We start from the raw sequence: 24049 nt of genomic DNA on the forward strand, positions 1-24049 counted from the left end.
GTGCTGGCCCAATATTGATTATCCTTAAGTCCTGGAATCAGGGCTTTTTTTTATTATAATCTTGAAGCTGCCTCTGCCAGTCTCCGTATTCCTTCCTCAATCTCATTATCGTCCGCGCGGCTGAAGGTCAGACGGATATGACGTGTAGAAGAGCCAAGCGTGGTGCCCGGCGCAAATACAACCCCCTGCTTGACCGCCTCCTTGAACAATTGATGTTCAGTTCCTTCGATGGCGAGCTTGCACCAAAGATGGATCCCTCCTTCGGGCACGAAATAATCGGCGCTGCCCTTAAAATATTTGTCCAATGAGCGGATGATCCTATCGCGTTTGTTCCTAAGCCCATGCCGGAGCTTCCGGATATGTGCATCAAATTGCTCGGAAGAGAGCAGCTGGGCGGCAATCCACTGCGGGTAGTTGGGATGTCCATAATCAATCTGCTGTTTGGCGTCGGCCATTCGGTTGACGATCGACCGCGGCCCCAGAATCCAGCCGATCCGCAGGCCTGAGGCGATGATTTTGGACAAGGAGCTGATATAGATGACAGTTCCGTCTTTATCCATGGATTTCAAGGTTTGCACGCTGCGGCCTTCATATTCGGTCAGGCTGTATGGGTCATCCTCCACGATGGGTATTCCGTATTTGGTTGAAATATCAAGCACCTTCCGCCTTTTTTCCATGCTAATCAGGGTGCCGGTCGGATTTTGGAAGTTCGGATTGAGAAAAATCATTTTGATCCTGTGTTTCTTGTGAAGAGCAAGGATTTCGTCCGGATCAATACCATCCTCGAATGTCGGCAGGGGGAAAGTCCGCAGTCCCGCAGAATGGAAGATTGGCAAAGAAAAGGCATAAGAAGGATCCTCAATGATAACGGCATCCCCCGGATTCAGCAGACTTTGGATAATCAGGTGCAGGGCTTGTTGGGCCCCCGATGTAATCAGGAGCGAAGAGGATGCCGAATCAATGCTGCGGTAAGCTTTCAGATGCGCGCAGATGGCATCGCGAAGCTTGAGATTTCCTTGTATATGCTCATACCCCAAATACTGACTGATCTCCATTGTATGTTGTATATGCTGCATGAAGGAAACCGGAAGCAGATCGGGGCTCAGCTCCCCGACAGCAAAATTCACAATATCGTCCCCGGAGTGGACGAGCTGATAGATTTGCCGGTTGATCGGATTGTTCAGCTGAAAGAATCCGCCCTTGACGTAACTCTCCCAATCTGGAAGGCGCTTATCCGCATCATTCCATAACTCCGTACTGACAAGAGTCCCGGTGCCTTTCACCCGTTTGACAAGCCCTGCCGCGTGAAGCTCGTCATAGGCGGAAATGACGGTGCTTCGGTTGACATTAAGCCGGGCGGCGAGCAGCCGTTCGGAAGGCAGCCAGCTTCCAGATGGAAACTCGCCGCTTATAATCCGGTGCTCGATATCATTCGCGATTTGCTTATAAACGGCTATGCCGGACGACTTTGCAGGTTTCCACTCCATGCCCCTTTGCTCCCTTCCGACTTTAACATGACGGTTTGGTCACCATCTGAGTTTATGTGAACAAAAGTACCATATATGGACCATGATAGCATAGAAATACGTCTCAGACCTGACATAATAAGCTGGATGAGCAAATTAACACTCCAGTGGATGAGGTACACACGCAAAATTTCCTCTATTATTTGTTATATAAAGTGACATGAACAATTATTCATACAGAGGACCAACAGCAGGAAAGGTGGATGAATATGAAGGATTCCTTGGAACGGGCAGGGGACGGCGGCGGATTTCCCTCTTCCGAGAATGCCTGGCGGCTGGTCGATCTTCAGAATAAGGGCATTCGAACAGAAAGCAGGATAGAAGCCGGCCGCCGGGGAGGAGCGGGGCCATCGGATGATGTAGCCTTTCGCATGGGAAGCACGACGGTTATGCTGCCCGCCTTTAATGGACCGGCGGAAAGCTCGCCTTATACGCTGGTGGAGGGGGATGATGGATACGCCCTGCAGTTTGAAGGCAAAACGTTAATGTATCTCGATCCCGTCAGCCGTCCGAAGTTTTATGATCTGACAACGAAAGACGGCATTGCGTATAACAAAATTGCGGTGCGCCACAGCTCGGATGTGCTGGCCAGTACGGTCATCCAGAGCTGTATCCGGTGGAGTCCGAATGACCGGTGCAAGTTCTGCGCCATCGGTCATTCGCTGGAGGGGGGCGCCACCATTGCCAAAAAAAGACCAGAGCAGCTCGCAGAGGTCGTCCAGGCAGCCGAACGATTGGACGGAATCACTCAGATTACCTTGACGACCGGCACCCCGAATGAAACGGACAGGGGGGCGCTTCACCTGGCTGATTGCGTGAGAGCCATCCGTAAGATCAGCAATCTTCCCATACAGGTGCAGTGCGAGCCGCCTGATGACGATGGGCTGTATCAGGTTCTGAAGGATGCCGGCGCAAACACGATCGGACTTCATGTCGAATCGTTCGATGAGCGGGTCCGGCGTGAGATGATGCCCTCCAAATCTGCCATAAAGCTGGAGACCTACTTCAGCGCATTTGAAAAAGCGGTTGCGGTATTCGGCAAGAACCAGGTCACCACATATGTCATCCTGGGGATGGGGGAGGACCCAGAGCTTACGCTTGCCGGCTGTGCGAGAGCTGCAGCTATGGGCGTGTACCCCTTTGTCGTGCCGCTTCGCCCTCTGCGCGGCACGCTGCTTGAGCACGCGGAACCGCCGTCATCGGTGTATATGGAGCAGATGTACCGCAAAGTTGCCGGTCTGCTAGCCGAGGCCGAGCTGACTTCCGCAAGCAGCATGGCAGGCTGCGCCAAGTGCGGCGCCTGCTCCGCTCTGCCATCCTTTGAAAAGCTGCCGGTCTAGAAACCAAGGTGATTAACTGGCAGAGCAGGCGGAAATAGTCTGGTGGTCTAAAGAGGAGGAGTCCATGAGAAATTGCGATGTGAGGCTGGCTGCCAGCGGCGAGGAAATGGAAGCGGCATTGCTGCTGCGGCGCCGGGTTTTTGTAGACGAGCAGGGCATGTTTGAGCAAACCGATGAGGATGACGAAGATTCCTCCTCCATCTATCTGAACGCCTGGGGCAGCGGGTCTGTCCTGATGGGGACTGTCCGCTGCTATCCCGACAGACAGGAGGAGGGAGTCTGGTGGGGAGGGAGACTGGCCGTCCATGAAGCCTATCGCCTGAGAGGCATCGGGGTTTATCTTATCGAGGCTGCGGTCGAAGAGATGAGACGGCGTGGTGTCCAGCGGTTTTTGGCCCAGGTGCAGGAGCAGAATGTGAAGCTGTTTGAGAAGCTGGGATGGCGCAAGGCCGGGGCTCTCTACTCAATCCGGGACCATCCACATCAACGAATGGAGGCGGATTTAGATGTGCATGATGCACAATCACGCAAGCGCCGGCAAACTGCCGGCAGCTGAAGGCCAGGGGATGGGCGAGCCTCTGATTCAAGAGGCGAAGCCGCTTACGATGGCGATTGGAAGAAGAGTATACAGCGTGCACAATCACGTCGGCTGTTTGGACCCATGGCCCTTCTATGAATCGGAGGTGCCGGTTTCGCCGGCTGATCCGGGCCCGGAAACCAGGGAAGAATTGGACCATTTTATGAAATGCCGGGGAATTGAGAAGACGCTGATTATCCCGAACTATGGCATACCCGTGCAGGAGCAGCCGTTCAGCCATAATGAACTGGTCGTGAAGCTGGCCGGGCAGGAAGGCGGCAGGGTGGCTGGAGCATTGTGGGTATCCGGCCTCCCGAGAAATCGCGGGCTGACCGATTCGGCCCTGCAAATGCTTGATCAGCCGGGAATCATCGCCATGAAGATGAGTTATTTGCTCGGAGGCACATCGGATCCGGATAAATGGGATGAGCCGACACTCCGGCAGCATGAAGCCATTTTCCAGGCAGCGATCGAGCGGGATATCCCGATTCATTTTCACACCAGCCCAGGTGAAAGCTCCGATATTACGGGATTTTTCAAAATCATCAAACGCTGGGGCAAGGAGCTGAAGATACATCTGGTTCATATGGGCGGCGGAGTAAGCGGTCATATCCGGCTTTTGTCGCAGTGGAAGGATCTGATCGAAGGGCATTACCGCGTCTATCTTGATACCAGCTGGGCCATCGGATTTGCGGTCCGCAAGCTGCTGCAGGAGCTGGATCGGACAGGAATCGGTCTGGACCGGGTTATGTTCGGCTGTGATGAGCCTTGGAGCGATTTTGAAAGTGAATTCTGGAAAATCCAGGGCGCCAGGGTATCGGACGAAATTAAGGAAAGAATCTTCTGGGGCAACGCCGAGCAGCAGTATTTCAGCAAGCTGGCATAAGAGCTTTACGCTCTTTTCCATATAAAAATATCTTTTGGAGGATGATGTATCATGGCTAATTTTACAGAACTTGAACTGAAATCGATGAATGAGATTCCCCACCCGACTCTGCCTGCCGGCTCCAGGCTTTACGGAGAAACGAAGGTGTTCCCGGATTACAAGGCGAATGAGGGCGACAAGTTCCTGTCTCTCGTCCACGGTATCGCGCATGAATCCTCATTGTCCTACGTTGCCATTCTTCAGGCGATCCGCGCGCAGCGCAAAGGCTTCGAGACGGCGATTTATTTCTACGGCACCGGGGCGATGAATGCGATAGCCACCCGCGGCTTCCCGGCAGTCGGCAGCTCCGCTTTTGCAGGACAAATGAACCATAACGACAGTCTGGCCACCTTCATCAAGGAGGGCGGAAAAGTATACGTATGCCGCTTTGGCCTTGGTCTGCACGGCCATCGCGAGGAAGACCTGATTGAAGGCTCCATCCCATGCCATCCGCTCGACCTTCAGGATTGCCTGATCGAATATTCCCGCGCCGGCGCCTTCATCCTGAGCACATTCCAAATTTAACAGCTCCATGCCGCGCAGCATGAAGAAAGGGAAGGTACGATATGACATTATTATTGGAAAAAGGAAAGCTCGCGCCGGAGCATTTTATCGTTACGGCTGAATTGATCCCGCCCCGCAGCTGGAATCCGCAGCCCCTCGTCGAGCAGGCGATCCGGTACCGCGGTGCCGTCGATGCGGTCGACCTCAGCGACAATCTCCTGGCAATCGCCCGTTTGTCACCCGTAGTCGGCGCATACTTCGTGCGTCAGGTCGGGGTTGAACCGATTGTCCAGATTAACCTGCGCGACCGGAACCGGATGGCTATACAAAGCGATCTGCTGGGTCTTGCAGCCATCGGTGTAAAGAATATTGCGATCCTTGGAGGCTACCCCGCGAAGGTCGGGACAGAGCCTGATGCCAAGGAGGTATATGATCTTCAGACGATGGAGCTGGTTAGCTATGTGCGTAAATTTGTCGATGAAGGCAGACTCTTCGACGGCACGCTCATGGAGGAGAAACCGGTATTTACGATCGGTACGGTGGAAAATATCGCGGGTAAGCCAATAAAGGAGCTGATTGACCGCCTGGAGGCCAAGGCGGACGGGGGTACGAACTTCGTGCGTACCCAGCTGGTGTTCGATATGGACCTGATCGGAGAATGGATGGAGGAGGCAAGGCGCCGCGATCTTCATAAACGCATCACCATTATGGCCAGTATTCTGCCTCTGCGGGATGCGGCGCATATCGATACGGCCCTGCGTATTCCCGGCATCGTTATTCCCGACTCGTTCAAGGCTCGTCTTTCGGAGACCGAGTCCAAGGAGGAAGGGCTTGCGATCGCCGCTGAGCTGATCGGAAAGCTGCGGGAAATTGAAGGAATCAAGGGCATTCATATCCGTCCCATCGGAGGGGCGGAAGACAGCGTGAACAAAGTCGTTCGATTGGCTGGGCTGAATGCGGCTCATCTGATGGATGCGGGCGTATAACGCTATGCTTCCTGAAGAAAAGGAGGCCGCCGATGAAAATTGCTCTCTATACGTATAATACCAAACCGCGCGGCGGTGTCGTGCACACGCTGGCTCTGGCGGAAGCCATGAACCGGCGCGGGTGCCAGGTCAAGGTTTTCGCTCTGGGTCTTGGCGGCACAAGCGGATTTTATCGGCCGATAGAAGCGGAAGAGAGAATTATACCGTTCTCTGCAAGGGCCGGCGAGACGTTCGAGTCCCGGGTTATCCGGTACATCGAGACCTATACGGCAGGCCTGGAAGCAGAACCGCTTGAGCAGTTCGATATTCATCATGTGCAGGATTGCATCAGCGCAAACAGTCTCAGCCGGTTGAAGGAGAAGAGGAGAGTCCCCTTCTTCATCCGGACCGTTCATCACCTGGACGATTTTACGACGCCCGCTCTGGTGGATTGCCAGCAGAAATCAGTTATCCGCCCTGAAGCCTTAATCACGGTCAGCGATTACTGGAGGAAACGTCTGAGCGACGATATCGGTCGCAACTCAACCGTCATCCACAACGGCGTGGACCATCGTTTCTTCAAACCCTGCGACGATAAAAGGGAATTGAAGAAAAAATATGGCTTGGCTGACAAAACGGTCTACTTCACGCTGGGCGGTATCGAACCCCGCAAAAACACGATTCGGACGCTGCGCGCCTTCGCCGAGGTAAAGCGCTCCATACCGGATGCGGTCCTGGTCATTGCTGGTGGAACAACGCTGTTCGATTACCGCTATTATCTGGATGACTTTCATCGGGAATTGAACAGCCTGGACAAAGCTGTCCGGGATGATGTTCGCATTGCCGGTTCTCCGGATACGGACACGATTCAGGACTATTACCAATTGGCCGATTGCTTCGTGCAGCCGTCCTTGAAGGAGGGATGGGGGCTTGCGATTATGGAAGCGATGGCTGCCGGAACGCCGGTGGTTGCCTCCACGATAGAGGTGTTCCAGGAGTTTCTCATCCATGAAGAACATGCGCTTCTTGCCGATCCGGAAGATGAAGGCTCCATTGCCGCAAGCATGACCCGCATCGTGAAGGATAGCGGATTAAGCCATAAATTGAGCCGGAATGGGAAGGAAGCCGCAAAGGCCTACCGCTGGGAGTCTGCGGCAGACCAACATCTGGCTTTATACGAGAGGATGGTGCAGAATGGGCGAGCTGGCGCTGCTGATTGAAGAACTGGTGAAATCATCCGGCATCAGTCGAAAAAAAGACATTAAGCCGCTCCTCCAGACGTTTCCCTGGGATCGGGCAAGCATGCTGGATCCCATTGGGGATGATGCGGCCGTGCTGCCTGTACCGGATGGCTATCTGCTGATGTCCTGCGACGGTATTATGCCAGAGCTGGTGCGGACCGAACCGTATTGGGCCGGCTACTGCGCGGTGCTGGTCAGCGTCAGCGATATTTATGCGATGGGCGGAAGACCTACAGCCATGGTTAATCTGCTCAGCGCTCCCACTCATGAAGCAGCCGCCCAGATTGCCGAAGGGATGGCCGAAGGCTGCCGGAAGCTTGATGTTCCGATGGTCGGAGGCCATTTTCTCCCCGGTGAGGCGGAAGGGGTCGGAACCGCCGTATTGGGCAAGGCGACGCATCTTCTGCGCGGGACGCAAGGGAAGCCTGGGCAATCGCTGATCGCGGCGATCGACCTGGATGGGCGGCCGGTGAAGCATTACGCCCAATGGGATTGCACCAGCTTCCGCGAGCCGGAATCCCTTCGTACCAGGCTGGAGCTAATGCCCAGGATCGCGGAGATGGGAGCGGCCTCGGCCGCGAGGGATATCAGCAATGCAGGCGTGCTGGGTACCATCGCTATGCTCGCGGAGAATGCAGGCTGCGGAGCAACCGTCAGGCTTGACCACATTCCGAAGCCGGAATCGGTGGAATGGGAATGGTGGCTGCGCATGTTTCCCGGCTATGGCTTCATCCTCGCCGCGGATCCGAAGCAGTGTGGTGAGATCATCTCCATGTTCGCTGCCCAGGGCATTACGGCGAGTATCGTCGGGGAGCTTACAGCGGATTCCCTTATCCGCGTCCGCAAGGATGAAGAAGAAGCGGTGCTGATTGATTGGAGCAAGGAAGCACTGGTTGGGAGCGGTCGGGAGTGAATATTAACAATCATGAGCAGGAAATTATCGTCGCTGCCGTACAATTTAATCCCGAACATGGCAATGTAATGCTTAACCGGTCGCGTATGGCCGATTACCTGAGAACAGCTGCCGAGCAAGGCGCCCGGCTGGTTGTATTCCCGGAAATGGCGTCAAGCGGCTACGTGTGGGACAGCAGGGAGGAAATCAGGCCGTTCGTGGAAACGATACCCGGACCGACGACAGACAGGCTGTACGCCGTGGCGAGCCAATACAATTGCTATGTTGCCGCCGGATTGGCGGAAATTGACCCGTCAAGCGGAGCTTATTATAACAGTGCCGTGTTGATTGGACCGGAAGGCATCATCGGCTCATACCGTAAAACGCATTTATTTGCTGCCGATCCGAGATGGGCACGTGAGGGCAAGGAAGAAATTCCGGTGTTCGAGACTCCGATCGGGAAAATTGCGCTGCTGATTTGCATGGATGCGATGTATTTCGAACCAACGCGGATCGCGGCGCTAAAAGAAGCGGATATCATTGCGTTCCCGACGAACTGGGTAGGCGGAGGGAACAACCCGCCTAGCAGGACCTGGTGCCTGAGAGCCAAAGAAAATGCCTTGTACTGGGTGGCGGCTAACCGGTCCGACCGGGAGAGAGGGGCGCAATTTACCGGCGGCAGCGGAATTATCGGACCGGATGGAGATGTTCAGGACATGCTGATCGCCGGCGAAGGAATTATTTTCGGAACAGTCATCTTAGAAGCAAAGAAACGCCGTCATATCTTGAATTCGAGACGGCCGCATGCCTATCAGGAGCTGCTTCTTCACCCCTACCTGTGGAAAGAAGGGGAAACCCGAAATTTGCCAGCCCCGGCATTCTTTGAGATCATCCTCGTTCCTTGCAAGCCGGATAACAGTCCGCTCCCGGAACGGTTGACAACAGCGTTTAAGACGCTCGAACCGCCGCAAGAAGCGGCAGCAAACCGTGTTTATGTGCTTCCGGAGCTGGAAATCGGTACGGGAATAGCGCTTGGGGAAGAAATTATACAACAGCTGCAGAAATTGGCGGCGGATGTATCTGGGTTTATCGTCGCAGCTTTGGCTGAGAAGGATACGCGAAGAGACCAGAGGATCGTTTATTTGATCGGTCAGGACGGTATCGTCGGTCAAGCCGGTTCTGTTCATGGAAACCGGCTTAATCCTCATCTATTCCGTACCTTCGAGCTGCCAATCGGCAGGGTTGGCATTCTGGCAGGAGAAGATGCCTGCTACCCGGAATCGTATCGCGTGCTCGCCAAGCAAGGCGCAGACATCATTGTGGTCAGCAGTGACGGATCCGAGGCTGGAGCAACCTGGATGCGCCGCATTTGGGCGTTCGAGAACGATGCGATCATTGCGGCGGCGGCTCCCTTGGGTTCGAAGGAAAGCTTATTGTTCCTGCACCGCCAGGTCCATCAGGAGGGAGACACTGGAGAGGAATACTTTGGCCAGACCTTTCATCCGGAAATGCTGGACGCCGCTCGCAGCCGCTCCTTTATGAGGCGTTTGAAGACACATCTGTACGATCGTTTGGTGCAAGTCTGATGGAAAGGTAGATGCGAATGAAGCTGCTCGGGATTTCCGGAACGTTAATAGGCGGTAAGACATTATCCGTTGTTAAGAGCGTGGTTGATCAGGCGTCAATATTGGATCCTGAGCTTAAGACGGAACTGCTGGACTTAAAAACCTGTTCGATTGAATTTTGTGATGGGCGCAATTTCGCCGATTATAACGATGATACGCGCCGGGTGGTTGAACTTGTGCTCGCTGCCGATTGTTTTGTGATTGGAACTCCGATATTTCAGGCTTCTATGTCCGGCGCTCTCAAAAACTTATTCGATCTTCTTCCCATAACCGCTTTCCGCAGCAAGATTATCGGGTTTATCGGTACAGGCGGAACGTATCAGCATTTTCTTGTGATCGAAAATCAGCTGAAGCCCATTGCCGGCTATTTCAGAGCGTTTACAGCGCCGGATTACGTATATGCACATCGTGAGCATTTCAATGAACGGAACGAGATTGTCGATGCCGGCATACTGGAGCGGATTGAAGCGCTGGCGTCACAGATCGTTCGGATGTCCAGAGCGCTGCGAGCCGGTTAATGCGATTGAAAGTACAGCGTGCAGTGCATTGGATTTCAACATGCACAGGGAATAACAAAAGCAGCGGACTTCCGAATCTTTCGGCGGCCGCTGCTTTTTGCTTGCTGCTTATTGTTTGGCTTTGAAACGTTGATTAAAGCGATCAACCCGTCCGCCAACTTCCGTGTTGCGAAGCTTGCCGGTAAAGAAAGGATGTGAAGCAGAGCTGGTATCGATCCGCAGAACCGGATAAGAATTGCCGTCTTCCCATTCCATTTGTTCATTGGAGCTTTTGGTTGAACCGCTCAAAAATTTAAATCCGCTGCTCGTATCAAAGAAAATAACACGCTGGTACGAAGGGTGTATGCCTGGTTTCATTTGAATCATCCCATCTATTCGATATTTTTTGTAATTTTTACGGATTTTTCTTCTTCCTATAATAAAGATATGTATCCGGTATGTCAAACTAAGGCGAGGTTGACTGTGCATGAATTAATATTAGTATTCCAAATCGAGGATTATTTATTTGTCGAAAACAAAATTGAATTTCTCGTATAATGTCGAAAAAAATTGACACCGAATATCGTAAAGGTTACAATTAACTCAAAATGTAATAATTACGAAATTTGGATGATAAGAATGCGATAATTATTGCATCACACTTGTTGAAGGGTGAGTTGTTAACATGTTGAAAGCAACCGGAATTGTCCGGAAAGTGGATGAGCTGGGACGAATTGTGCTGCCAATTGAATTGCGCCGTACGCTTGGGATCGAGGAAAAAGACGCGATGGAGATTTTTGTGGATGAAGGAAGAATCATTCTGAGAAAATATGAGCCAACCTGCATATTTACCGGAAATGGGGATAATTTGGTATTTTTTAGAGGCAAGATGGTCAGCAAGGATGTTTTGGGCGAGCTCATTGATGTCTTTAACAGGGCATAGCTATTATACAATAATAAGATAACGATCACGGCTCTGAAGAGGTCCTCTCATCTTTGGAGTTTTTTGTGCCGGATCAGATTTCGAGTTGACTTTGCGATGGAGGAAGCGTTATTCTGATTTTAAATAGTAATTATTACGATTAAAGAAAGAGGTCGTGACTGGTGAGTATTGAGCTTTTGGATAAAAAGATTCCGGTAACCGTATTAAGCGGTTATTTGGGTGCGGGGAAAACAACGATTTTGAATCATGTGCTGAATAACCGCGAAGGCATGAAGGTGGCCGTAATCGTCAACGATTTGAGCGAGGTTAATATCGACGCGGATTTGGTAAGGGATGGCGGAGGTCTTAGCCGTACGGATGAGAAGCTGGTTGAAATGTCGAACGGCTGTATCTGCTGCACGCTCCGCGATGATTTGCTGCTGGAGGTGGAGCGGCTTGCCCGGGAGAATCGGTATGATTATATTCTGATTGAGTCGACAGGGGTCGGGGAGCCTCTCCCGGTAGCCCAAACCTTCACCTACATCGATGAGGATAATCATGTTGACCTGTCCAAGCTTACGCGGCTTGACTGCATGGTAACTGTGGTTGACGCCTGTCATTTCTGGAAGGATTACAATACGTCTGAGAGTCTGCTGGACCGCGGACAGGAAGCGGGAGAGGAGGACACGAGAGGTGTCGTGCACCTGCTTATTGATCAAGTCGAGTTCTGTGATGTGCTGGTGTTGAATAAATGCGATATGGTCTCCGGGGAAGAGCTGCAAAAGCTGGAAACTGCCCTGCGTGGACTGCAGCCGCGCGCCAAAATCATCCGCAGCAGCCATGGCAAGGTGGATCCGAAGGAAATTTTAAACACCCATCTGTTTGACTTTGAGGAAGCGAGCCAATCGGCAGGGTGGATACGTGAGCTGCAAAAAGAAGCGCATACACCGGAAACGGAGGAGTATGGCATTGCTTCTTTCGTGTATACCCGCAAAAGACCTTTTCATCCCGAACGTCTGGCCCAGTGGCTAAGTGCATGGCCTGCTTCCGTGGTCCGCTCCAAAGGATTGATGTGGCTGGCCACCCGCAACAACATGGCAATTTCCTTCAGCCAGGCCGGTGTTTCCAGGCAGCTGTCACCTGCCGGACTGTGGGTATCGGCCTTATCCGAGGAGGAACGTATGGCCTACTTCGGCAGCGAATATCCCAAATCGCCCGATTGGGACGAGGAATGGGGAGACCGGGTGACCAAGCTTGTCTTTATCGGAATCGAAATGAACCGCGAGGAAATCGCCCGTTCACTGGACAAAGCTCTGCTTGACGATGAAGAAATGGCCGCGAATTGGCGTACGCTGAAGGATCCGCTGCCCCGCTTTCAATAGAATTCCCTGACATTCGAAAAAGCCCCGGAATCCACGTCAATAGTGGTTTCCGGGGCTGTTTTTGTCAAGCCGGGCTATTACCAAACAATCCTTTAAATAAGGGATTGTTTGGGAGAATGTTTTACAGACTGCCCTTGGAGTCGTTTATAGCGTTACTGTGCCGGAAGGATCGGACAGGGCGTTGGAAGACGTATTTCCGTTGGCCGCAACCGAGAGGACATAGACTTTATACGAGCTGCCTCTGGTCAGGGGCGCGCCTGTAATATCCTTGTCATTGTCATTGGTCGTTGTTCCGGTGCCTCCGTTAACCTGTATAAAATATGCGGCATTGTTTGCCGCCTTCACATCAAACGGAACACCGGCGGGCACGATCATCACGGCATAATACGAAATCCCGGTTTGGTTATGCGGCTTGTCAAAATTGATGTCAATTCTGCCGCTGTCTGTTATCTTCGCCGATACATTGGTTGCGGCAGAGATGGAGTCTGTCAATACAACCTCTCCGGATGGAGCGGACAAGGCATTGTTTCCATTATAACTGCCGCCGCCGACAGAGAGAATAAATACGCGGTAGCTGACGCCGTCTGAAATTTTTGTACCATCCACGTCCCGGGAACCGGCTGCGAGATTCAAGCTGAGATTGCCGCCGGTTTTGTTAAGGGCCGTATAGTTGGAGCTTGCAACTTCATTCGCTTTGCCCAGTGTAAAGCTGCCTGCATTGGCTGCTTTGACGATCAGCACGCGGTAATGGGCGATGTTAGTTTCATCATAGGCTTTATTGAAAGTAACCAGCATGTCGCGTGCGTCATTATAATCGCTGCTGTCGCTTGCTTTAACATCGGTTGCTGCAAGCAAGCTTGAGCTGTTCGTTAAAACAACATTAGGGGACGGAACCGATAAACGGTTGGCGCCAACCGAAACAACGAATACGCGGTAGCTTACGCCGTTCTTGATTTTCTCCCCGCTGGTATCTTTGGCACTGGATGCCAGGGCTTGCGAAATATTATTGCCGGTTTTATTCGCAACGGTATAGAAAGAGCTTGGAAGAGCATTTGCTGTCGTAAGAGTAAAGCTGTCCGCATAAGCGGCTTTTACCACGAAAATACGGTACTGGCTGACCCTGCTTTCATCGCTTGCTTTATTAAAGTTAACCCTCAGGTCGCGTGCGTCATTATAATCGCTGACATCGAATGCAACTACATTGCTTGCTGCAGCATTGCCTGTATTAGTAGACAACACGATTGGAGCAGAGCCTTCTGATAACGTATTATTGCCGGAATTGTTGTTGCTTGCTACCGACAGGACAAATACCTGATAGCTCATACCGCTTACTATGGCTGCTCCGTCCACATCGCGTGTACCGGAAGCAAGAGTCTGGGTAATGCTGCTGCCTGTCTTGTTGACCAACGTATAGTTGGAGCTTGCTGTGGCATTGGCTTTCGCCAGATTGAAAGTGCCGGCATTTGCCGTTTTGACAACAAGCACGCGATAGGCGCTGATCTTCGATTCGTCGGACGCTTTTGTAAAGCTGAATTGCAGATCGCGTCCGTCGCCATAATCATTAATGTCATTTGTTTTTACATTCGTTACGGCCGGCGCAACCGCGTTTACAGTTATCGTAACCTTCGAGGAAGGCTGCGACAGCGCGTTTTGGCCATTTGCTTTGCCTACCGCCAATATAAAGGCTGCATAGGATTGATCAGCCCGGATCAATTCTCCATTTACATCCCGGGTTTGCGCAGACAATGAGATGGTTTGATCTCCGCTTTGGGTCAATGCGGTTGTATAATTTTTGGACGTTACGGCTTGTGCCGCCGCCAGGTGAAAGCTTGGCACGTTAGCTGCCCTTACGATCAGAATGCGATAATGATCGATCGTCGATTCGTTTGGCGATTTGATAAAGCTGACGACCAGATCACTGCCGTTTCCTTTATGTCCGACAACCTGTGCATACACATTCGGAACCGGACTTACTTCACCTGAAGTTTTGATGAATACGCTCTTTGACCCGGCGTTCCAATCCACTTCTGCGCCCATGGCTTCACTGACAAACCGGACCGGAATCATGGTTCTGCCATTGATCGATTGGGCGGCAACATCCAGCGTCACGGCTTCATTGTTGATGGTCGCTGTTTTGGAGCCCAATTTCAGAACGATGGTCGTGTCATCCTTGGTTGCGGTGACTGTCTTTGCTTTCGCATTCCAGTCCACTGTTGAATCCAATACTTCGAAAATAGCCCTTAACGGAAGAAGAATGCGGCTTCCGACTGTTATCGGCGCCTGATCCGTTACCAGCTTCACACCATTAATATAAATGGTTGTTGTTGGAGCCGCGGCCTGTACTTGCGTCTGCAGTACCACTGAGAACAACAGCAAGCTTGCTGCCAATGTAACCAATAATTTTTTCAACTTTACTCACCCTCCAGATTTATTTGTCTTTATCTCTTCGAGTCTCAGACGTAGAGGGTCTGATTAATGTTTCCGGGTTTCAAATTTTTTTTGCGGTCCGCGGCTTTTTTTTGGAAAAATCCGCATAGGCACAGGACGGACCTGTCAGGTTTTTGGCGGTTTATGAGGGAAAATGGAGGTGATATTTTACAATTCGCAATCGCTGCCTTCGCTAATCTAAAATTAATATTTTAAGCTTATTTTAATGGCTTAATCCATCATTTAAGCTTTATAATAGTAATGAGCTAATTAAAAAGAAGACTGGAGAATCCCAAGGATGTACAGAATTGTAATCTTCTGTTTATTAACCTTATGCCTCCTTCTCATGTCAGCCTGCGACGACGGAAAGACTGGTGCCGGTTCTGTGAATGTCGATAGCGGGGGGCCGGGAAAGCCTGCCGGCTATTATGCGCATGAAGTGATGATTGCCTACGAGCAATCTATTATAGAAGCGATAAACAAGAATAAATTTTCTCTTGTAGAAGGTCTGCTTGATGAGGAAGGACCGCTGTATCAGGACCAGAAGAAGCTTGTCGCCCACCTGAATGACAAGCAGGTCAAAGAAAAGCTGATCCGCTATGAAATTCGAAGCATTCAGGGAACGAATGGCGTATACAAGTTTTATGTGGTTGAGAATACGGAGCTGTATCATCCTGACAGGGCTCCGGAAGTGTTCGAATACGAATGGGTATATACAGTGAAGGAAAATGCCGCCAAGGGCGAAGCCAAGGTCTACAGTATTGAAAGATGGACGCGCTGAACAAGGGAATATTCATACCCCCGCTTCGACTGCGGAAGCACAGCCCATACATGAACTGCGAAGAAGCCCCCTTGCTGGAAAAGGAGCTCAACCTTATGCCGGACTGGTCCTATCAATCCCTCTTTCGTCCCCTCTTGTTCAAGCTTCCGGCACGCGTCTCGCGTGCCGTTACGCTTCGTGCAATGGGAGGGCTGAGCGCAATACCTGGCGGATCACTTATTATCCGGATGCTGGGACATATGGAAGTTTCACCGCTTCTCAGGCAGCGGCTGAATGCTATTGATTTTACATATCCCGTTGGGCTCAGCGGGGGAACTGACCCCCATGGAACCGCCCATGGCGCTTTGGCCCAGTTTGGACTGGGCTTCATTGAAATTGGACCTGTTACTGTACAGCCAATTCTGTATAAGGAAGCCATCAGCAGAGAAACCGCACGTGAAGCATTGGTCTATCCCGATAAACTGGAGAATGACGGACTGGAGGCAATAGCCGCCAGAATGAAGCGAAAACAGGGTCATAAGCTGCCTGTTTTTTTTCGCATCTGTGCGATGCCTGGCTCCTCAAGAGACCAAGTGCTGACGGAATTCAGGCAGCTCATGGGCAGACTGGCGCCTTATGCTGCGGGGTTTTACCTTGATTTCCTTGATGAGAGCAGGCTGCAGCCGGAGAATGGGGAAGCCGGGAGTTGCACGCTTGAGATCATGCGTTCCGCCCGGTCACTTGTGCCGGGCAAGCCTCTATTTATATATATTCCGCTCGCGCTTCCGGATGGGAAGCTGACCGCGCTGGTTCGTCTGCTCGGTGAACATAGGCTGTTAAGCGAGGGGATCGTCCTTGGTGACGGGCTGCGTACAGCCCAAGGCTATGAAATTGGAGCAAGCGCCAAGGCGCCCACCATAGACAAGCTGAATCTGTTGAAGCGTGAGCTCCCAGACAGTCTTACGCTTATAGCTGACGGCGGCATTCACGAGCCGCAGGATGCGCTTGATTGTGTAGATGCCGGAGCGGATTTGGTGCAGCTTCACAGCGGTCTTGTCTATTCCGGGCCGGGCCTTCCCAAACGTATTAATGAAGCGCTGCTTCACCGCATTGTCACAGCGGAAGAAGCAGAGGCAGCTCCTTCCTTCTGGTCCGGCTGGGGCTGGATGTGTCTGCTCGGTCTGGGAATGATCATCAGCGGAATCATCGCCTGGATCATCGCGGCGACTACCGTTGTTCTTCCTTATGATACGGTTTTTCTATGCATCACTCCGGCTACAATGGAGTCGATAAACAACCGGCTGCTGCCGTTTATGTCGCATGACCGCGTGACCTTGGCCGGGACGATGATATCGATCGGCATCCTTTATGGCCAGCTGGGCTGGCATGGTCTCCGCAGCAGGCTTCACTGGGCGCGGACAGCGCTCCTGACCTCCGGAATTGTCGGCTTCAGCAGCTTCCTGCTGTTCCTGGGCTACGGTTTCTTCGATCCGCTTCACGCGGCTGCGGCTGTAATTCTCCTGCCCATGTTCCTGTTCTCCATGCGCGACCGGATCGAGTGGCCTTCACGCAAACCAACGAATGTCCGCAATGACCGGGTCTGGCGTATGGCCCAGCGGGGACAGCTGATGATGGTAACGCTCGGGTTTGCACTGGCAATCGGCGGTATTACGATATCAGTAATCGGTGTAACCCATGTATTCGTTCCCGAAGATCTGGAGTTCCTGATGACAAGTTCCGCTTCGCTTAGCAGCGCGAACGGCAACCTGCTTCCATTGATCGCTCATGACCGCGCCGGATTCGGAGGGGCGCTGGTGTCCGATGCCATCGCGCTGCTGGCTGCGGCATTGTGGGGGATCGGCCAAGGGCAGCGCTGGCTGTGGTGGACATTTCTTGCAGCGGGTCTGCCCGCCTTTATTGCCGGCTTCAGCGTGCATTTGCAAATTGGCTATACAGATCTGCTGCATCTCTCGCCGGCCATTGTGGCGCTGCTGCTTTATGTCCTGGGCCTGATCTGGCTTTATCCCTATATGGTGAAATCTGCGTCTCCTTCTGCAGGAAGCCGCCGAATTGCAGTTGGAGAAGCCGATTGAAACTGGATATTATCTCGTTGCAATAGCTTATCTATTGAATAAAATTGCATATGATTGTATATTTATTCGAAATACACCTGAATGGGAGGTTCGAATATATGTACAGAAAAATAGAAGAGCTTGCCCTCAACGGCTGGCCGGCGCTGCAAACCTTGGTGATGGACGGTTGGCTCCTGCGCACAGCGGATGGATATACAAAACGCTCCAACTCCGTCAGTCCGATCTATTCCTGTGACGGTGATTCGCTTGCGGCAGCCTGGAAGCGAATCCGGGATGTGGAGCATTTCTATACATCAGCCGGACTGGATGTGATCTTCAAAATCACGCCTTTTGCGCAGCCGGACATTCTTGATTCGCTGTTGGAGCAGGATGGCTATGAGAAGGTGGAACCCTCCAGTGTCAGGCTGCTTGATTTGAAAAAGCTCCCCGAGCCCGGCCCATCACCGGCACTGACTGATATCCGGATTGAGGAAACAGTGACGGATCGCTGGCTGCAAACGCTGGCGCACGTTAGTTCGCTTTCCGCAGCAGCTGTGCAGACCACCCGTAGTCTGATTGAAAACAGCAAGCTCCGGCAGGGCTTTCTCGAGTTGTCCGTTCAAGGCCGGCCTGCCGCATGCGGACTCGCCGTTGCAGAGCGGGGATATATGGGGCTGTATGATATCGCGGTGCATCCGGATTACAGAAACAGGGGCTTGGGGATGGAGCTTGTTGCCCGGCTGCTTCAATGGGGCGGAGCACAAGGCGTCGCCGCCTGTTATTTGCAGGTTGTTCAGAGCAATGCGCCGGCGAACCGGTTATACGATAAATTTGGCTTTGAGGACATTTATACGTACTGGTACAGAGTCAAACGAAGAGCACCGGCAGACTCCGGCGGGGATTGATCTAAATAGTGCGGCAGCTGCTGATCGCAGGAATTAATCGTGATAATTACGAGCCAGAACATGACATTAAGCGACTTTATTGATAGTTAATCACATATATCTTTCATATTTTACAACTGCAGGCTATGCTGGTTTGTCCGATAGGAGTCGATTCTTACATGATGAAACCGCTTGTTGCATTAATCACGCTGCTTTATACGATTCTGCTGATTTACTGGATGTTTATCGGTTTTGGCCGTTCCCAGCATCTGTCGGGCGGTTATCATTATAATCTTGTTCCGTTGAAAACGATCAAAATGTATATGGAATACGCCGACAAGTTTAATGTCCGGAACTGGCTTGTCAATCAATGTGGCGGTTTTTGTGCCGTTTGGCATTACCCTGCCCTATATATTCCGATGCCGGCTGCTCCCCTTGTTAATGGTCACTGTAATGGGACTTGTAATCCTGGAATCTTTGCAGCTGACCCTGCGTCGCGGAACCTTCGATGTTGACGACGTCCTGCTTAATACGCTGGGTGGCATGGTTGGTTTTTTTATTTACAGATTTGGCGGCTTGAATGGACAGAGGAGGCGCAAAAGAAATGTACAAAGCGATTCTTTTTGATCTGGACAATACATTGCTGGACTATGATTTCAGCGAACGGGATGCGATGCAAAAAGCGGTAGAGCATCATCGTCTGCCGGAGATTGCGAATTTTGAATGGGACAGCTTCCGGAACGTATTTGCCCCCATTAACTGGACCTACTGGATCGAACGGGTGCAGCGCAATTTGACTATTGGGGATGTCCTGTATCATTCGTTCCGCGACACATTGGAGCAATTGGGACATGACTATCGCATATCCTCGACACTTGCCAAGACGTATTGGGAGTTGTTCTGCGCCTCTTGCCATCCTATGGAGGGTGCGAATGAGCTGCTGGGCAAGCTTCACGGCCGCTACCGGATGGGGATTATCTCCAATGGAATCGGTGAAGCACAGCGGGGACGCTTGAAGACAGGTGCGCTGGATCACTATTTTGACCATCTGTTTATTTCCGATGAAGTCGGCTATTACAAGCCGCAGAGGGAAATTTTTGATACGGCGGTACGGACGCTTGGCGTGGATCACACAGAGGTGCTGTTCGTCGGCGATTCCCTGCAGGATGATTACCACGGCGCTGCCGGAGCGGGGATTGACTTCTGCTATTACAATCCACTGGCGAAGCGGCTCGATGAATCATTCATGCCGGCTTATATGATTCACAGCTTGTCCGAGCTCATTCAGATGGATGTCCAGAATCAATGGATAAAGCGGGTGCCGCTGACATGAGCGCTACCTTGTACGTGTCGGATCTCGACGGAACGCTGCTGAACGAACACCAGCAAATAAGCGATGAGACCAGAGATATTCTCAATCAGCTGATCAGTCAAGGGATGTGGATCACCTTTGCCACCGCCAGGTCGCAGGATTCGGCCGCCAGGCTGCTGCAGGGCATTCATTTCCATTTACCGATGATATTCTTCAATGGCGTATTCATTTACGATCCGGCAGGCGGCAGGCTGATACAATCCAATCTGCTTGGAGCGGAGACTGCTGCGCAGATCATAGCCTCTTGCGAGTCCGATGGGCTTCACCCGCTGGTTTATACGATGGACAGCGCGGGCAGCTCGCATGTTTATTACAAGGGTATATTTAATCCGAGCGAGGACCGGTATATTTCCGACCGTCTGAGCACGGGAGATTCCAGATTCAGGCTCGTGGATCATTACCGGGACGCGCTGAATGAGTCGATTGTCAATGTCATTGCAGTTGGCACGCAGGAGCAGCTGGACCCGGCCTATTTGGCTTTTCATCAACATCCCGAATTAATATGCCATTATGGGCCGGATATCTACGCGCCAGGCTATCATTGGCTGGAAATCGCCAACAGCCGCGCGAACAAGCGTGAAGCCGTAGAGTTCGTAAAACGCCGTTTGAAGGCGGAGCGCCTTGTGTGCTTTGGCGATAATTTGAATGATCTTCCCATGTTCAAAGCGGCGGATGAGAAATATGCAGTCGCTAACGCCCATGAGCTGGTTAAAGCGGCCGCAACGGGCATGATTTTATCCAATAAGGAGCATGGAGTGGCGGTCTATTTGAATTCCCTCCAGCATATGATCCGCCCATAGCTTCGATCAGCGTACCGATATCTGCTACAATGGTAGGATAGAATGCCAGAAGGAAGAGGGATTTTTCATGAAATTCAGGCCTTGCATTGATTTGCACAGCGGTAAAGTAAAGCAGATTGTGGGCGAAACTCTGGGAACAGACCAGCAGCAGGTTGTTGAAAATTTCGTCTCGGATCATGACTCGGCTTATTATGCCCAGATGTTCAGACGTGACGGACTTACGGGCGGTCATGTCATTATGCTGGGCGGGGGGAATGAACAAGCCGCGCTTGAAGCGCTTCGTGCTTACCCCGGCGGACTGCAGATCGGCGGCGGCATTACAACGGATAATGCGCTGCGGTATCTGGAAGCCGGAGCCTCGCAGGTTATCGTCACCTCCTACATATTTCCGGATGGCAAGCTGGACAAGAACCGTCTGGACAGTCTTGTCGCTGAGGTCGGCAAGGAAAGGCTGGTTATCGATCTTAGCTGCAAGCAGCAGGGAGATAGGTGGTTCGTCGTTACCAACCAATGGAGAACGTTCAGTGATTTTGAAGTTAATGAGATCAATCTTAACGAGCTTGCCGGCTGCTGCAGTGAATTTCTCGTTCATGCCGTCGATGTGGAGGGCAAACGAACAGGGATCCTGGAGAGTCTGGTGGAACAGCTGGCGAAATGGGTAACCCTGCCCACAACCTATGCCGGCGGGGCGAGATCGTTCGAGGATCTGGCGCTCTTTCACCGCCTGACGGCGGGGCGTCTGGATATCACCATCGGCAGCGCGCTCGACATTTTTGGCGGCAATCTTCCGTATTCCGAAGTGATCGCCTTCTGTGAGCGGCTGGATAGCGGTTCGATTGAAATCAATTAACAGGGGGATGTCATGTCTTATCATATTCGCGTTCGTCCAACTGCCCTTATTATTAAAAATGATGCCGTCCTGCTGGTGGAATATGAAGATGAGGACGGCATTCATTATAATTTGCCCGGAGGCGGCGCGGAGCCGGGAGAGACGGTAATCGACGGGGTGCTCCGCGAGCTGATGGAAGAGACGAAGGCGGAAGCGGACGTAGGTCCGCTTGCATTTGTTTATGAGTGCGCGCCTCACAAGCAATCCGGCGAATACCCGGCTGATACGCCGCATTCGCTGAATTTAATTTTTGAATGCAAGCTGAAGCCGGGCTCCGTTCCGGGTTTGCCGGAGATTCCGGACCCCGATCAATCCGCTGTGCGTTGGGTTCCGCTCTCGGAGCTGGCTTCCATTATGCTTTTTCCGAATATTAAAGAGCAAATCATTCACTATGCGGCTCATCGGCGATCCATCGAATTGATCGAAGATCATCAGCTTGACTGTTATGTGCATAATAGCCAGAAGCGTAGTGGTCTTTTTCACCCTATCTTCCAGACCTCCAAAGGAGGATACTTATTTGTCGATCTTGACAAGAGAGCTTGCGGATCAAATCGAAGGCTCTGAAATCCGCTATATGATCGACCGGATGACCGCGATCCGGCAGCGTGATGGCAACCCGGAGGGGATCCGGATCCGCCGGTTTGGCCGGGCAGCCGCATTCTGCAGCCGGACGATGCCATGGCCGGCATTCAACAGCGTCAAAGGAATGGGAGAGGAAGAACTGCCGCTGCTTCCTGAAATCCTGGATTTCTATGAAGAGCAGGGCCGCACGCCGCAAATCGAGATTGTTCCAGCCAAGACCACGACTGCGTTGATGCGCCGGCTTGGTGAGCTCGGCTTTGCCGCGAGCGGATTTCATGCTTCCTTTTATATGAAGCCGCAGCTCCCGGATTTCACCGAGGACCCAAATATCCGGATAAGAGCCCTCACGAGCGATGAATTTGATATTTATGCCCGCATCCATTGTCTGGGGTTCGGTCTCGGGGAGGACGGCATTCCGGCCATCGCGGCAAACAATCTAGTGCTGGATCAGCGGCCAGGCTGGCGTTTCTTTCTTGGATTTGTGGACGAGCAGCCTGCTGCCGCCGGTGTTATGCATATGGAGGATGACGTTGCCTCGTTCACCTTCGCGGCTACTTTGCCTGAATGCCGGTCCCGCGGGCTGCAGCTGGCCTTGTTGAAGCAGCGCCTCAGGGAAGCTGCGCGCAGCAGCTGCCGTTTGGCGGTTGGTCAGGCGGCGTATCTTTCTCCCAGCCACCGGAACATGGAGCGCCTGGGCATGAAGCTTGCTTATACAAGGGTCGCTATGACCCGGTTGTAGACGAATGGATGTGGAAGAACAGGCAGGTAACAGCTGCAAGAAAGGAGATCGGGACGATGATTCCAATTAAGCTGCCGCGCGAAGAGAAAGAGCAGATCATCGAGCAACTGGTGAATTTCTATGCGGAAGAGAGGTCAGAAGAGCTGGGAAGCATCGGAGCGGAGCAGATTATCGATTTTATGCTGCGCGAGATTGCTCCCTATGTGTATAATCGAGCTATAGAGGATGCACGAAAAGTCGTTATGGAGAAAAGCTCTTCCATTGAAGAGGAATTGTATGCCCTGGAGCGAAGAACCAGGTAAATGAGTGAGAGAGGGTTGATGAGGAATGGACAGTAAAACACGTTTTTCCAATCGGGTGGATGCTTATGTGAAATATCGGCCCAGTTACCCAAGCGAGGCGCTGGACTTTCTGTATACGAAAGCAGGCTTCCCGCAGGATGGGAAAATAGCGGATATTGGTTCAGGAACCGGGATTTTCTCGCGTCTTCTGCTGGAGAGAGGCAGCACTGTTTATGGAATAGAACCAAATGACGAGATGAGACAAGCATCCTTGGAGCTTTTGGCGGACAGTCCGCTTGGTGAACGATTTATTGCGGTCAAAGGCTCGGCGGAGCATACCACCCTGCCGGATCAATCCGTCGAATCCGCCGTGTCCGCCCAAGCTTTCCATTGGTTCGACATCGGTCAGGCAAAGTTGGAATTTGCGCGGATTATGAAGCCCGGCGGGATCGCGGCGCTGATCTGGAACAGGCGCCGGACGGACCGCGATGACTTTGCCGCCGCTTACGATGAGCTGCTGATGCGTTATGCCAGCGATTATGACAAAGTCAAGCATACCCGGTTGGGACCCGAGCAATATGCCTCCTTTTTCCGGGACGGCCAATATAATCTTGAGCTTTTTGCGTATCAACAGCTTTTCAATATGGAAGAGCTGGAGGGGCGGACGGCTTCTTCATCATACACGCCTTTGCCGGGTCATCCCGACCATGCATCCTTCAAAGCGCAGCTTCAGCAGCTATTTAATGATTATCAGAAGGATGGCAAGGTTGCTTTTAAATACAAGACAGAGGTTTTTTACGGAGCCGTTTAATACGAAGAGCGATCCGCGCCACAGAAAGAGAGGGAT

At 52.1% G+C, this 24049-nt stretch carries 26 protein-coding genes; 23 read left to right on the forward strand and 3 right to left on the reverse strand.

The window, feature by feature from the left end:
- Window positions 1-53: 53 nt before the first annotated feature.
- Window positions 54-1487 carry a MocR-like pyridoxine biosynthesis transcription factor PdxR gene (gene pdxR / locus AC0YNV_RS02005; protein ID WP_475765400.1) on the reverse strand — a complete coding sequence of 478 codons (1434 nt, stop codon included), beginning with the start codon at window positions 1485-1487 and terminating at the stop codon, window positions 54-56.
- A 248-nt stretch (window positions 1488-1735) separates the two neighbouring features.
- Here pdxR and AC0YNV_RS02010 point away from each other — a divergent pair, with 248 nt between their 5' ends.
- From AC0YNV_RS02010 to AC0YNV_RS02050, 9 genes are all read left to right on the forward strand, one after another.
- A complete protein-coding gene (locus AC0YNV_RS02010) occupies window positions 1736-2866 on the forward strand; it encodes an MSMEG_0568 family radical SAM protein (protein ID WP_475765402.1) in 1131 nt (376 codons plus the stop codon).
- A 64-nt stretch (window positions 2867-2930) separates the two neighbouring features.
- Window positions 2931-3422: an MSMEG_0567/Sll0786 family nitrogen starvation N-acetyltransferase gene (locus tag AC0YNV_RS02015; RefSeq protein ID WP_475765404.1), complete on the forward strand. Its 492-nt coding sequence runs from the start codon at window positions 2931-2933 to the stop codon at window positions 3420-3422.
- The gene (locus AC0YNV_RS02020) at window positions 3373-4329 is read left to right on the forward strand and encodes an amidohydrolase family protein (RefSeq protein WP_475765406.1); all 957 of its coding nucleotides are present in this window, start codon (window positions 3373-3375) and stop codon (window positions 4327-4329) included. Before AC0YNV_RS02015 ends, AC0YNV_RS02020 begins: the two co-directional genes overlap by 50 nt.
- 51 nt (window positions 4330-4380) lie before the next feature.
- On the forward strand, window positions 4381-4893 hold the full coding sequence (locus tag AC0YNV_RS02025; RefSeq protein ID WP_210039600.1) for an MSMEG_0572/Sll0783 family nitrogen starvation response protein: 513 nt from the start codon (window positions 4381-4383) through the stop codon (window positions 4891-4893).
- 41 nt (window positions 4894-4934) lie between these two features.
- Window positions 4935-5858, forward strand: coding sequence for a methylenetetrahydrofolate reductase (locus AC0YNV_RS02030; protein ID WP_475765409.1), 924 nt, complete (start codon window positions 4935-4937; stop codon window positions 5856-5858).
- A gap of 32 nt (window positions 5859-5890) precedes the next feature.
- Entirely contained in the window at window positions 5891-7057 is a 1167-nt protein-coding gene (locus tag AC0YNV_RS02035) for an MSMEG_0565 family glycosyltransferase (protein WP_475765411.1), read from the forward strand.
- Window positions 7032-7991 (forward strand): sll0787 family AIR synthase-like protein, encoded by a 960-nt coding sequence (locus tag AC0YNV_RS02040; protein WP_475765413.1) that lies wholly within the window; start codon window positions 7032-7034, stop codon window positions 7989-7991. The genes AC0YNV_RS02035 and AC0YNV_RS02040 overlap by 26 nt, the downstream gene beginning before the upstream one ends.
- Window positions 7988-9556 carry a nitrilase-related carbon-nitrogen hydrolase gene (locus tag AC0YNV_RS02045; protein ID WP_475765415.1) on the forward strand — a complete coding sequence of 523 codons (1569 nt, stop codon included), beginning with the start codon at window positions 7988-7990 and terminating at the stop codon, window positions 9554-9556. Before AC0YNV_RS02040 ends, AC0YNV_RS02045 begins: the two co-directional genes overlap by 4 nt.
- A gap of 17 nt (window positions 9557-9573) precedes the next feature.
- Window positions 9574-10113 carry an NADPH-dependent FMN reductase gene (locus AC0YNV_RS02050; RefSeq protein ID WP_475765417.1) on the forward strand — a complete coding sequence of 180 codons (540 nt, stop codon included), beginning with the start codon at window positions 9574-9576 and terminating at the stop codon, window positions 10111-10113.
- A 108-nt stretch (window positions 10114-10221) separates the two neighbouring features.
- On the opposite strand, the gene AC0YNV_RS02055 is transcribed toward AC0YNV_RS02050, so the two are convergent.
- On the reverse strand, window positions 10222-10470 hold the full coding sequence (locus tag AC0YNV_RS02055) for a type B 50S ribosomal protein L31 (RefSeq protein ID WP_210039595.1): 249 nt from the start codon (window positions 10468-10470) through the stop codon (window positions 10222-10224).
- Between the two features lie 307 nt (window positions 10471-10777).
- Between AC0YNV_RS02055 and AC0YNV_RS02060 the strand changes: the two genes are divergently transcribed.
- Both AC0YNV_RS02060 and AC0YNV_RS02065 read left to right on the forward strand, forming a co-directional pair.
- Entirely contained in the window at window positions 10778-11035 is a 258-nt protein-coding gene (locus tag AC0YNV_RS02060; RefSeq protein WP_210039594.1) for an AbrB/MazE/SpoVT family DNA-binding domain-containing protein, read from the forward strand.
- Window positions 11036-11196: 161 nt separating this feature from the next.
- The gene (locus AC0YNV_RS02065; protein WP_475765420.1) at window positions 11197-12396 is read left to right on the forward strand and encodes a GTP-binding protein; all 1200 of its coding nucleotides are present in this window, start codon (window positions 11197-11199) and stop codon (window positions 12394-12396) included.
- A 144-nt stretch (window positions 12397-12540) separates the two neighbouring features.
- On the opposite strand, the gene AC0YNV_RS02070 is transcribed toward AC0YNV_RS02065, so the two are convergent.
- Window positions 12541-14805 (reverse strand): stalk domain-containing protein, encoded by a 2265-nt coding sequence (locus tag AC0YNV_RS02070; RefSeq protein WP_475765422.1) that lies wholly within the window; start codon window positions 14803-14805, stop codon window positions 12541-12543.
- 316 nt (window positions 14806-15121) lie between these two features.
- Here AC0YNV_RS02070 and AC0YNV_RS02075 point away from each other — a divergent pair, with 316 nt between their 5' ends.
- The 12 genes from AC0YNV_RS02075 (at window position 15122) to AC0YNV_RS02130 (ending at window position 24013) form a co-directional block, all read left to right on the forward strand.
- Complete coding sequence (locus AC0YNV_RS02075; protein WP_210039591.1) at window positions 15122-15604, forward strand: TcaA NTF2-like domain-containing protein; 483 nt, start codon at window positions 15122-15124, stop codon at window positions 15602-15604.
- Between the two features lie 95 nt (window positions 15605-15699).
- Window positions 15700-17676 carry a dihydroorotate dehydrogenase gene (locus AC0YNV_RS02080; RefSeq protein WP_475765424.1) on the forward strand — a complete coding sequence of 659 codons (1977 nt, stop codon included), beginning with the start codon at window positions 15700-15702 and terminating at the stop codon, window positions 17674-17676.
- A 98-nt stretch (window positions 17677-17774) separates the two neighbouring features.
- The gene (locus AC0YNV_RS02085; protein ID WP_475765426.1) at window positions 17775-18560 is read left to right on the forward strand and encodes a GNAT family N-acetyltransferase; all 786 of its coding nucleotides are present in this window, start codon (window positions 17775-17777) and stop codon (window positions 18558-18560) included.
- 158 nt (window positions 18561-18718) lie between these two features.
- Entirely contained in the window at window positions 18719-19054 is a 336-nt protein-coding gene (locus AC0YNV_RS02090; RefSeq protein ID WP_475767354.1) for a hypothetical protein, read from the forward strand.
- Window positions 18966-19166 (forward strand): VanZ family protein, encoded by a 201-nt coding sequence (locus AC0YNV_RS02095; protein ID WP_475767260.1) that lies wholly within the window; start codon window positions 18966-18968, stop codon window positions 19164-19166. Before AC0YNV_RS02090 ends, AC0YNV_RS02095 begins: the two co-directional genes overlap by 89 nt.
- Complete coding sequence (locus AC0YNV_RS02100) at window positions 19144-19872, forward strand: HAD family hydrolase (protein WP_475765428.1); 729 nt, start codon at window positions 19144-19146, stop codon at window positions 19870-19872. Before AC0YNV_RS02095 ends, AC0YNV_RS02100 begins: the two co-directional genes overlap by 23 nt.
- A complete protein-coding gene (locus tag AC0YNV_RS02105; protein WP_475765430.1) occupies window positions 19845-20711 on the forward strand; it encodes an HAD family hydrolase in 867 nt (288 codons plus the stop codon). The genes AC0YNV_RS02100 and AC0YNV_RS02105 overlap by 28 nt, the downstream gene beginning before the upstream one ends.
- Window positions 20712-20778: 67 nt before the next feature.
- Window positions 20779-21561, forward strand: a complete 783-nt coding sequence (hisA, locus tag AC0YNV_RS02110; RefSeq protein WP_475765431.1) for a phosphoribosylformimino-5-aminoimidazole carboxamide ribotide isomerase — start codon at window positions 20779-20781, stop codon at window positions 21559-21561.
- Between the two features lie 12 nt (window positions 21562-21573).
- The gene (locus tag AC0YNV_RS02115; protein WP_475765433.1) at window positions 21574-22164 is read left to right on the forward strand and encodes an NUDIX domain-containing protein; all 591 of its coding nucleotides are present in this window, start codon (window positions 21574-21576) and stop codon (window positions 22162-22164) included.
- Complete coding sequence (locus AC0YNV_RS02120) at window positions 22118-22921, forward strand: GNAT family N-acetyltransferase (protein ID WP_475765435.1); 804 nt, start codon at window positions 22118-22120, stop codon at window positions 22919-22921. The genes AC0YNV_RS02115 and AC0YNV_RS02120 overlap by 47 nt, the downstream gene beginning before the upstream one ends.
- A 56-nt stretch (window positions 22922-22977) precedes the next feature.
- Window positions 22978-23223: a DUF2164 domain-containing protein gene (locus AC0YNV_RS02125; RefSeq protein WP_475765436.1), complete on the forward strand. Its 246-nt coding sequence runs from the start codon at window positions 22978-22980 to the stop codon at window positions 23221-23223.
- Window positions 23224-23248: 25 nt separating this feature from the next.
- Window positions 23249-24013: a class I SAM-dependent methyltransferase gene (locus tag AC0YNV_RS02130; protein WP_475765438.1), complete on the forward strand. Its 765-nt coding sequence runs from the start codon at window positions 23249-23251 to the stop codon at window positions 24011-24013.
- The last annotated feature ends 36 nt before the right edge of the window (window positions 24014-24049 follow it).

The organism is Paenibacillus sp. JT31N11 (assembly GCF_056269285.1).

Bases quoted from the DNA above. Each gene is read 5' to 3' on its own strand.
- AC0YNV_RS02115 (WP_475765433.1), top strand. From the start codon at position 21,574: ATGTCTTATCATATTCGCGTTCGTCCAACTGCCCTTATTATTAAAAAT.
- AC0YNV_RS02130 (WP_475765438.1), top strand. From the start codon at position 23,249: ATGGACAGTAAAACACGTTTTTCCAATCGGGTGGATGCTTATGTGAAA.
- AC0YNV_RS02105 (WP_475765430.1), top strand. From the start codon at position 19,845: ATGGATAAAGCGGGTGCCGCTGACATGAGCGCTACCTTGTACGTGTCG.
- AC0YNV_RS02075 (WP_210039591.1), top strand. From the start codon at position 15,122: ATGTACAGAATTGTAATCTTCTGTTTATTAACCTTATGCCTCCTTCTC.
- AC0YNV_RS02085 (WP_475765426.1), top strand. From the start codon at position 17,775: ATGTACAGAAAAATAGAAGAGCTTGCCCTCAACGGCTGGCCGGCGCTG.
- hisA (WP_475765431.1), top strand. From the start codon at position 20,779: ATGAAATTCAGGCCTTGCATTGATTTGCACAGCGGTAAAGTAAAGCAG.
- AC0YNV_RS02090 (WP_475767354.1), top strand. From the start codon at position 18,719: ATGATGAAACCGCTTGTTGCATTAATCACGCTGCTTTATACGATTCTG.
- AC0YNV_RS02025 (WP_210039600.1), top strand. From the start codon at position 4,381: ATGGCTAATTTTACAGAACTTGAACTGAAATCGATGAATGAGATTCCC.
- AC0YNV_RS02060 (WP_210039594.1), top strand. From the start codon at position 10,778: ATGTTGAAAGCAACCGGAATTGTCCGGAAAGTGGATGAGCTGGGACGA.
- AC0YNV_RS02055 (WP_210039595.1), bottom strand. From the start codon at position 10,470: ATGAAACCAGGCATACACCCTTCGTACCAGCGTGTTATTTTCTTTGAT.
- pdxR (WP_475765400.1), bottom strand. From the start codon at position 1,487: ATGGAGTGGAAACCTGCAAAGTCGTCCGGCATAGCCGTTTATAAGCAA.
- AC0YNV_RS02010 (WP_475765402.1), top strand. From the start codon at position 1,736: ATGAAGGATTCCTTGGAACGGGCAGGGGACGGCGGCGGATTTCCCTCT.
- AC0YNV_RS02080 (WP_475765424.1), top strand. From the start codon at position 15,700: ATGCCGGACTGGTCCTATCAATCCCTCTTTCGTCCCCTCTTGTTCAAG.
- AC0YNV_RS02035 (WP_475765411.1), top strand. From the start codon at position 5,891: ATGAAAATTGCTCTCTATACGTATAATACCAAACCGCGCGGCGGTGTC.
- AC0YNV_RS02125 (WP_475765436.1), top strand. From the start codon at position 22,978: ATGATTCCAATTAAGCTGCCGCGCGAAGAGAAAGAGCAGATCATCGAG.
- AC0YNV_RS02050 (WP_475765417.1), top strand. From the start codon at position 9,574: ATGAAGCTGCTCGGGATTTCCGGAACGTTAATAGGCGGTAAGACATTA.
- AC0YNV_RS02020 (WP_475765406.1), top strand. From the start codon at position 3,373: ATGTGCATGATGCACAATCACGCAAGCGCCGGCAAACTGCCGGCAGCT.
- AC0YNV_RS02030 (WP_475765409.1), top strand. From the start codon at position 4,935: ATGACATTATTATTGGAAAAAGGAAAGCTCGCGCCGGAGCATTTTATC.
- AC0YNV_RS02100 (WP_475765428.1), top strand. From the start codon at position 19,144: ATGTACAAAGCGATTCTTTTTGATCTGGACAATACATTGCTGGACTAT.
- AC0YNV_RS02015 (WP_475765404.1), top strand. From the start codon at position 2,931: ATGAGAAATTGCGATGTGAGGCTGGCTGCCAGCGGCGAGGAAATGGAA.
- AC0YNV_RS02040 (WP_475765413.1), top strand. From the start codon at position 7,032: ATGGGCGAGCTGGCGCTGCTGATTGAAGAACTGGTGAAATCATCCGGC.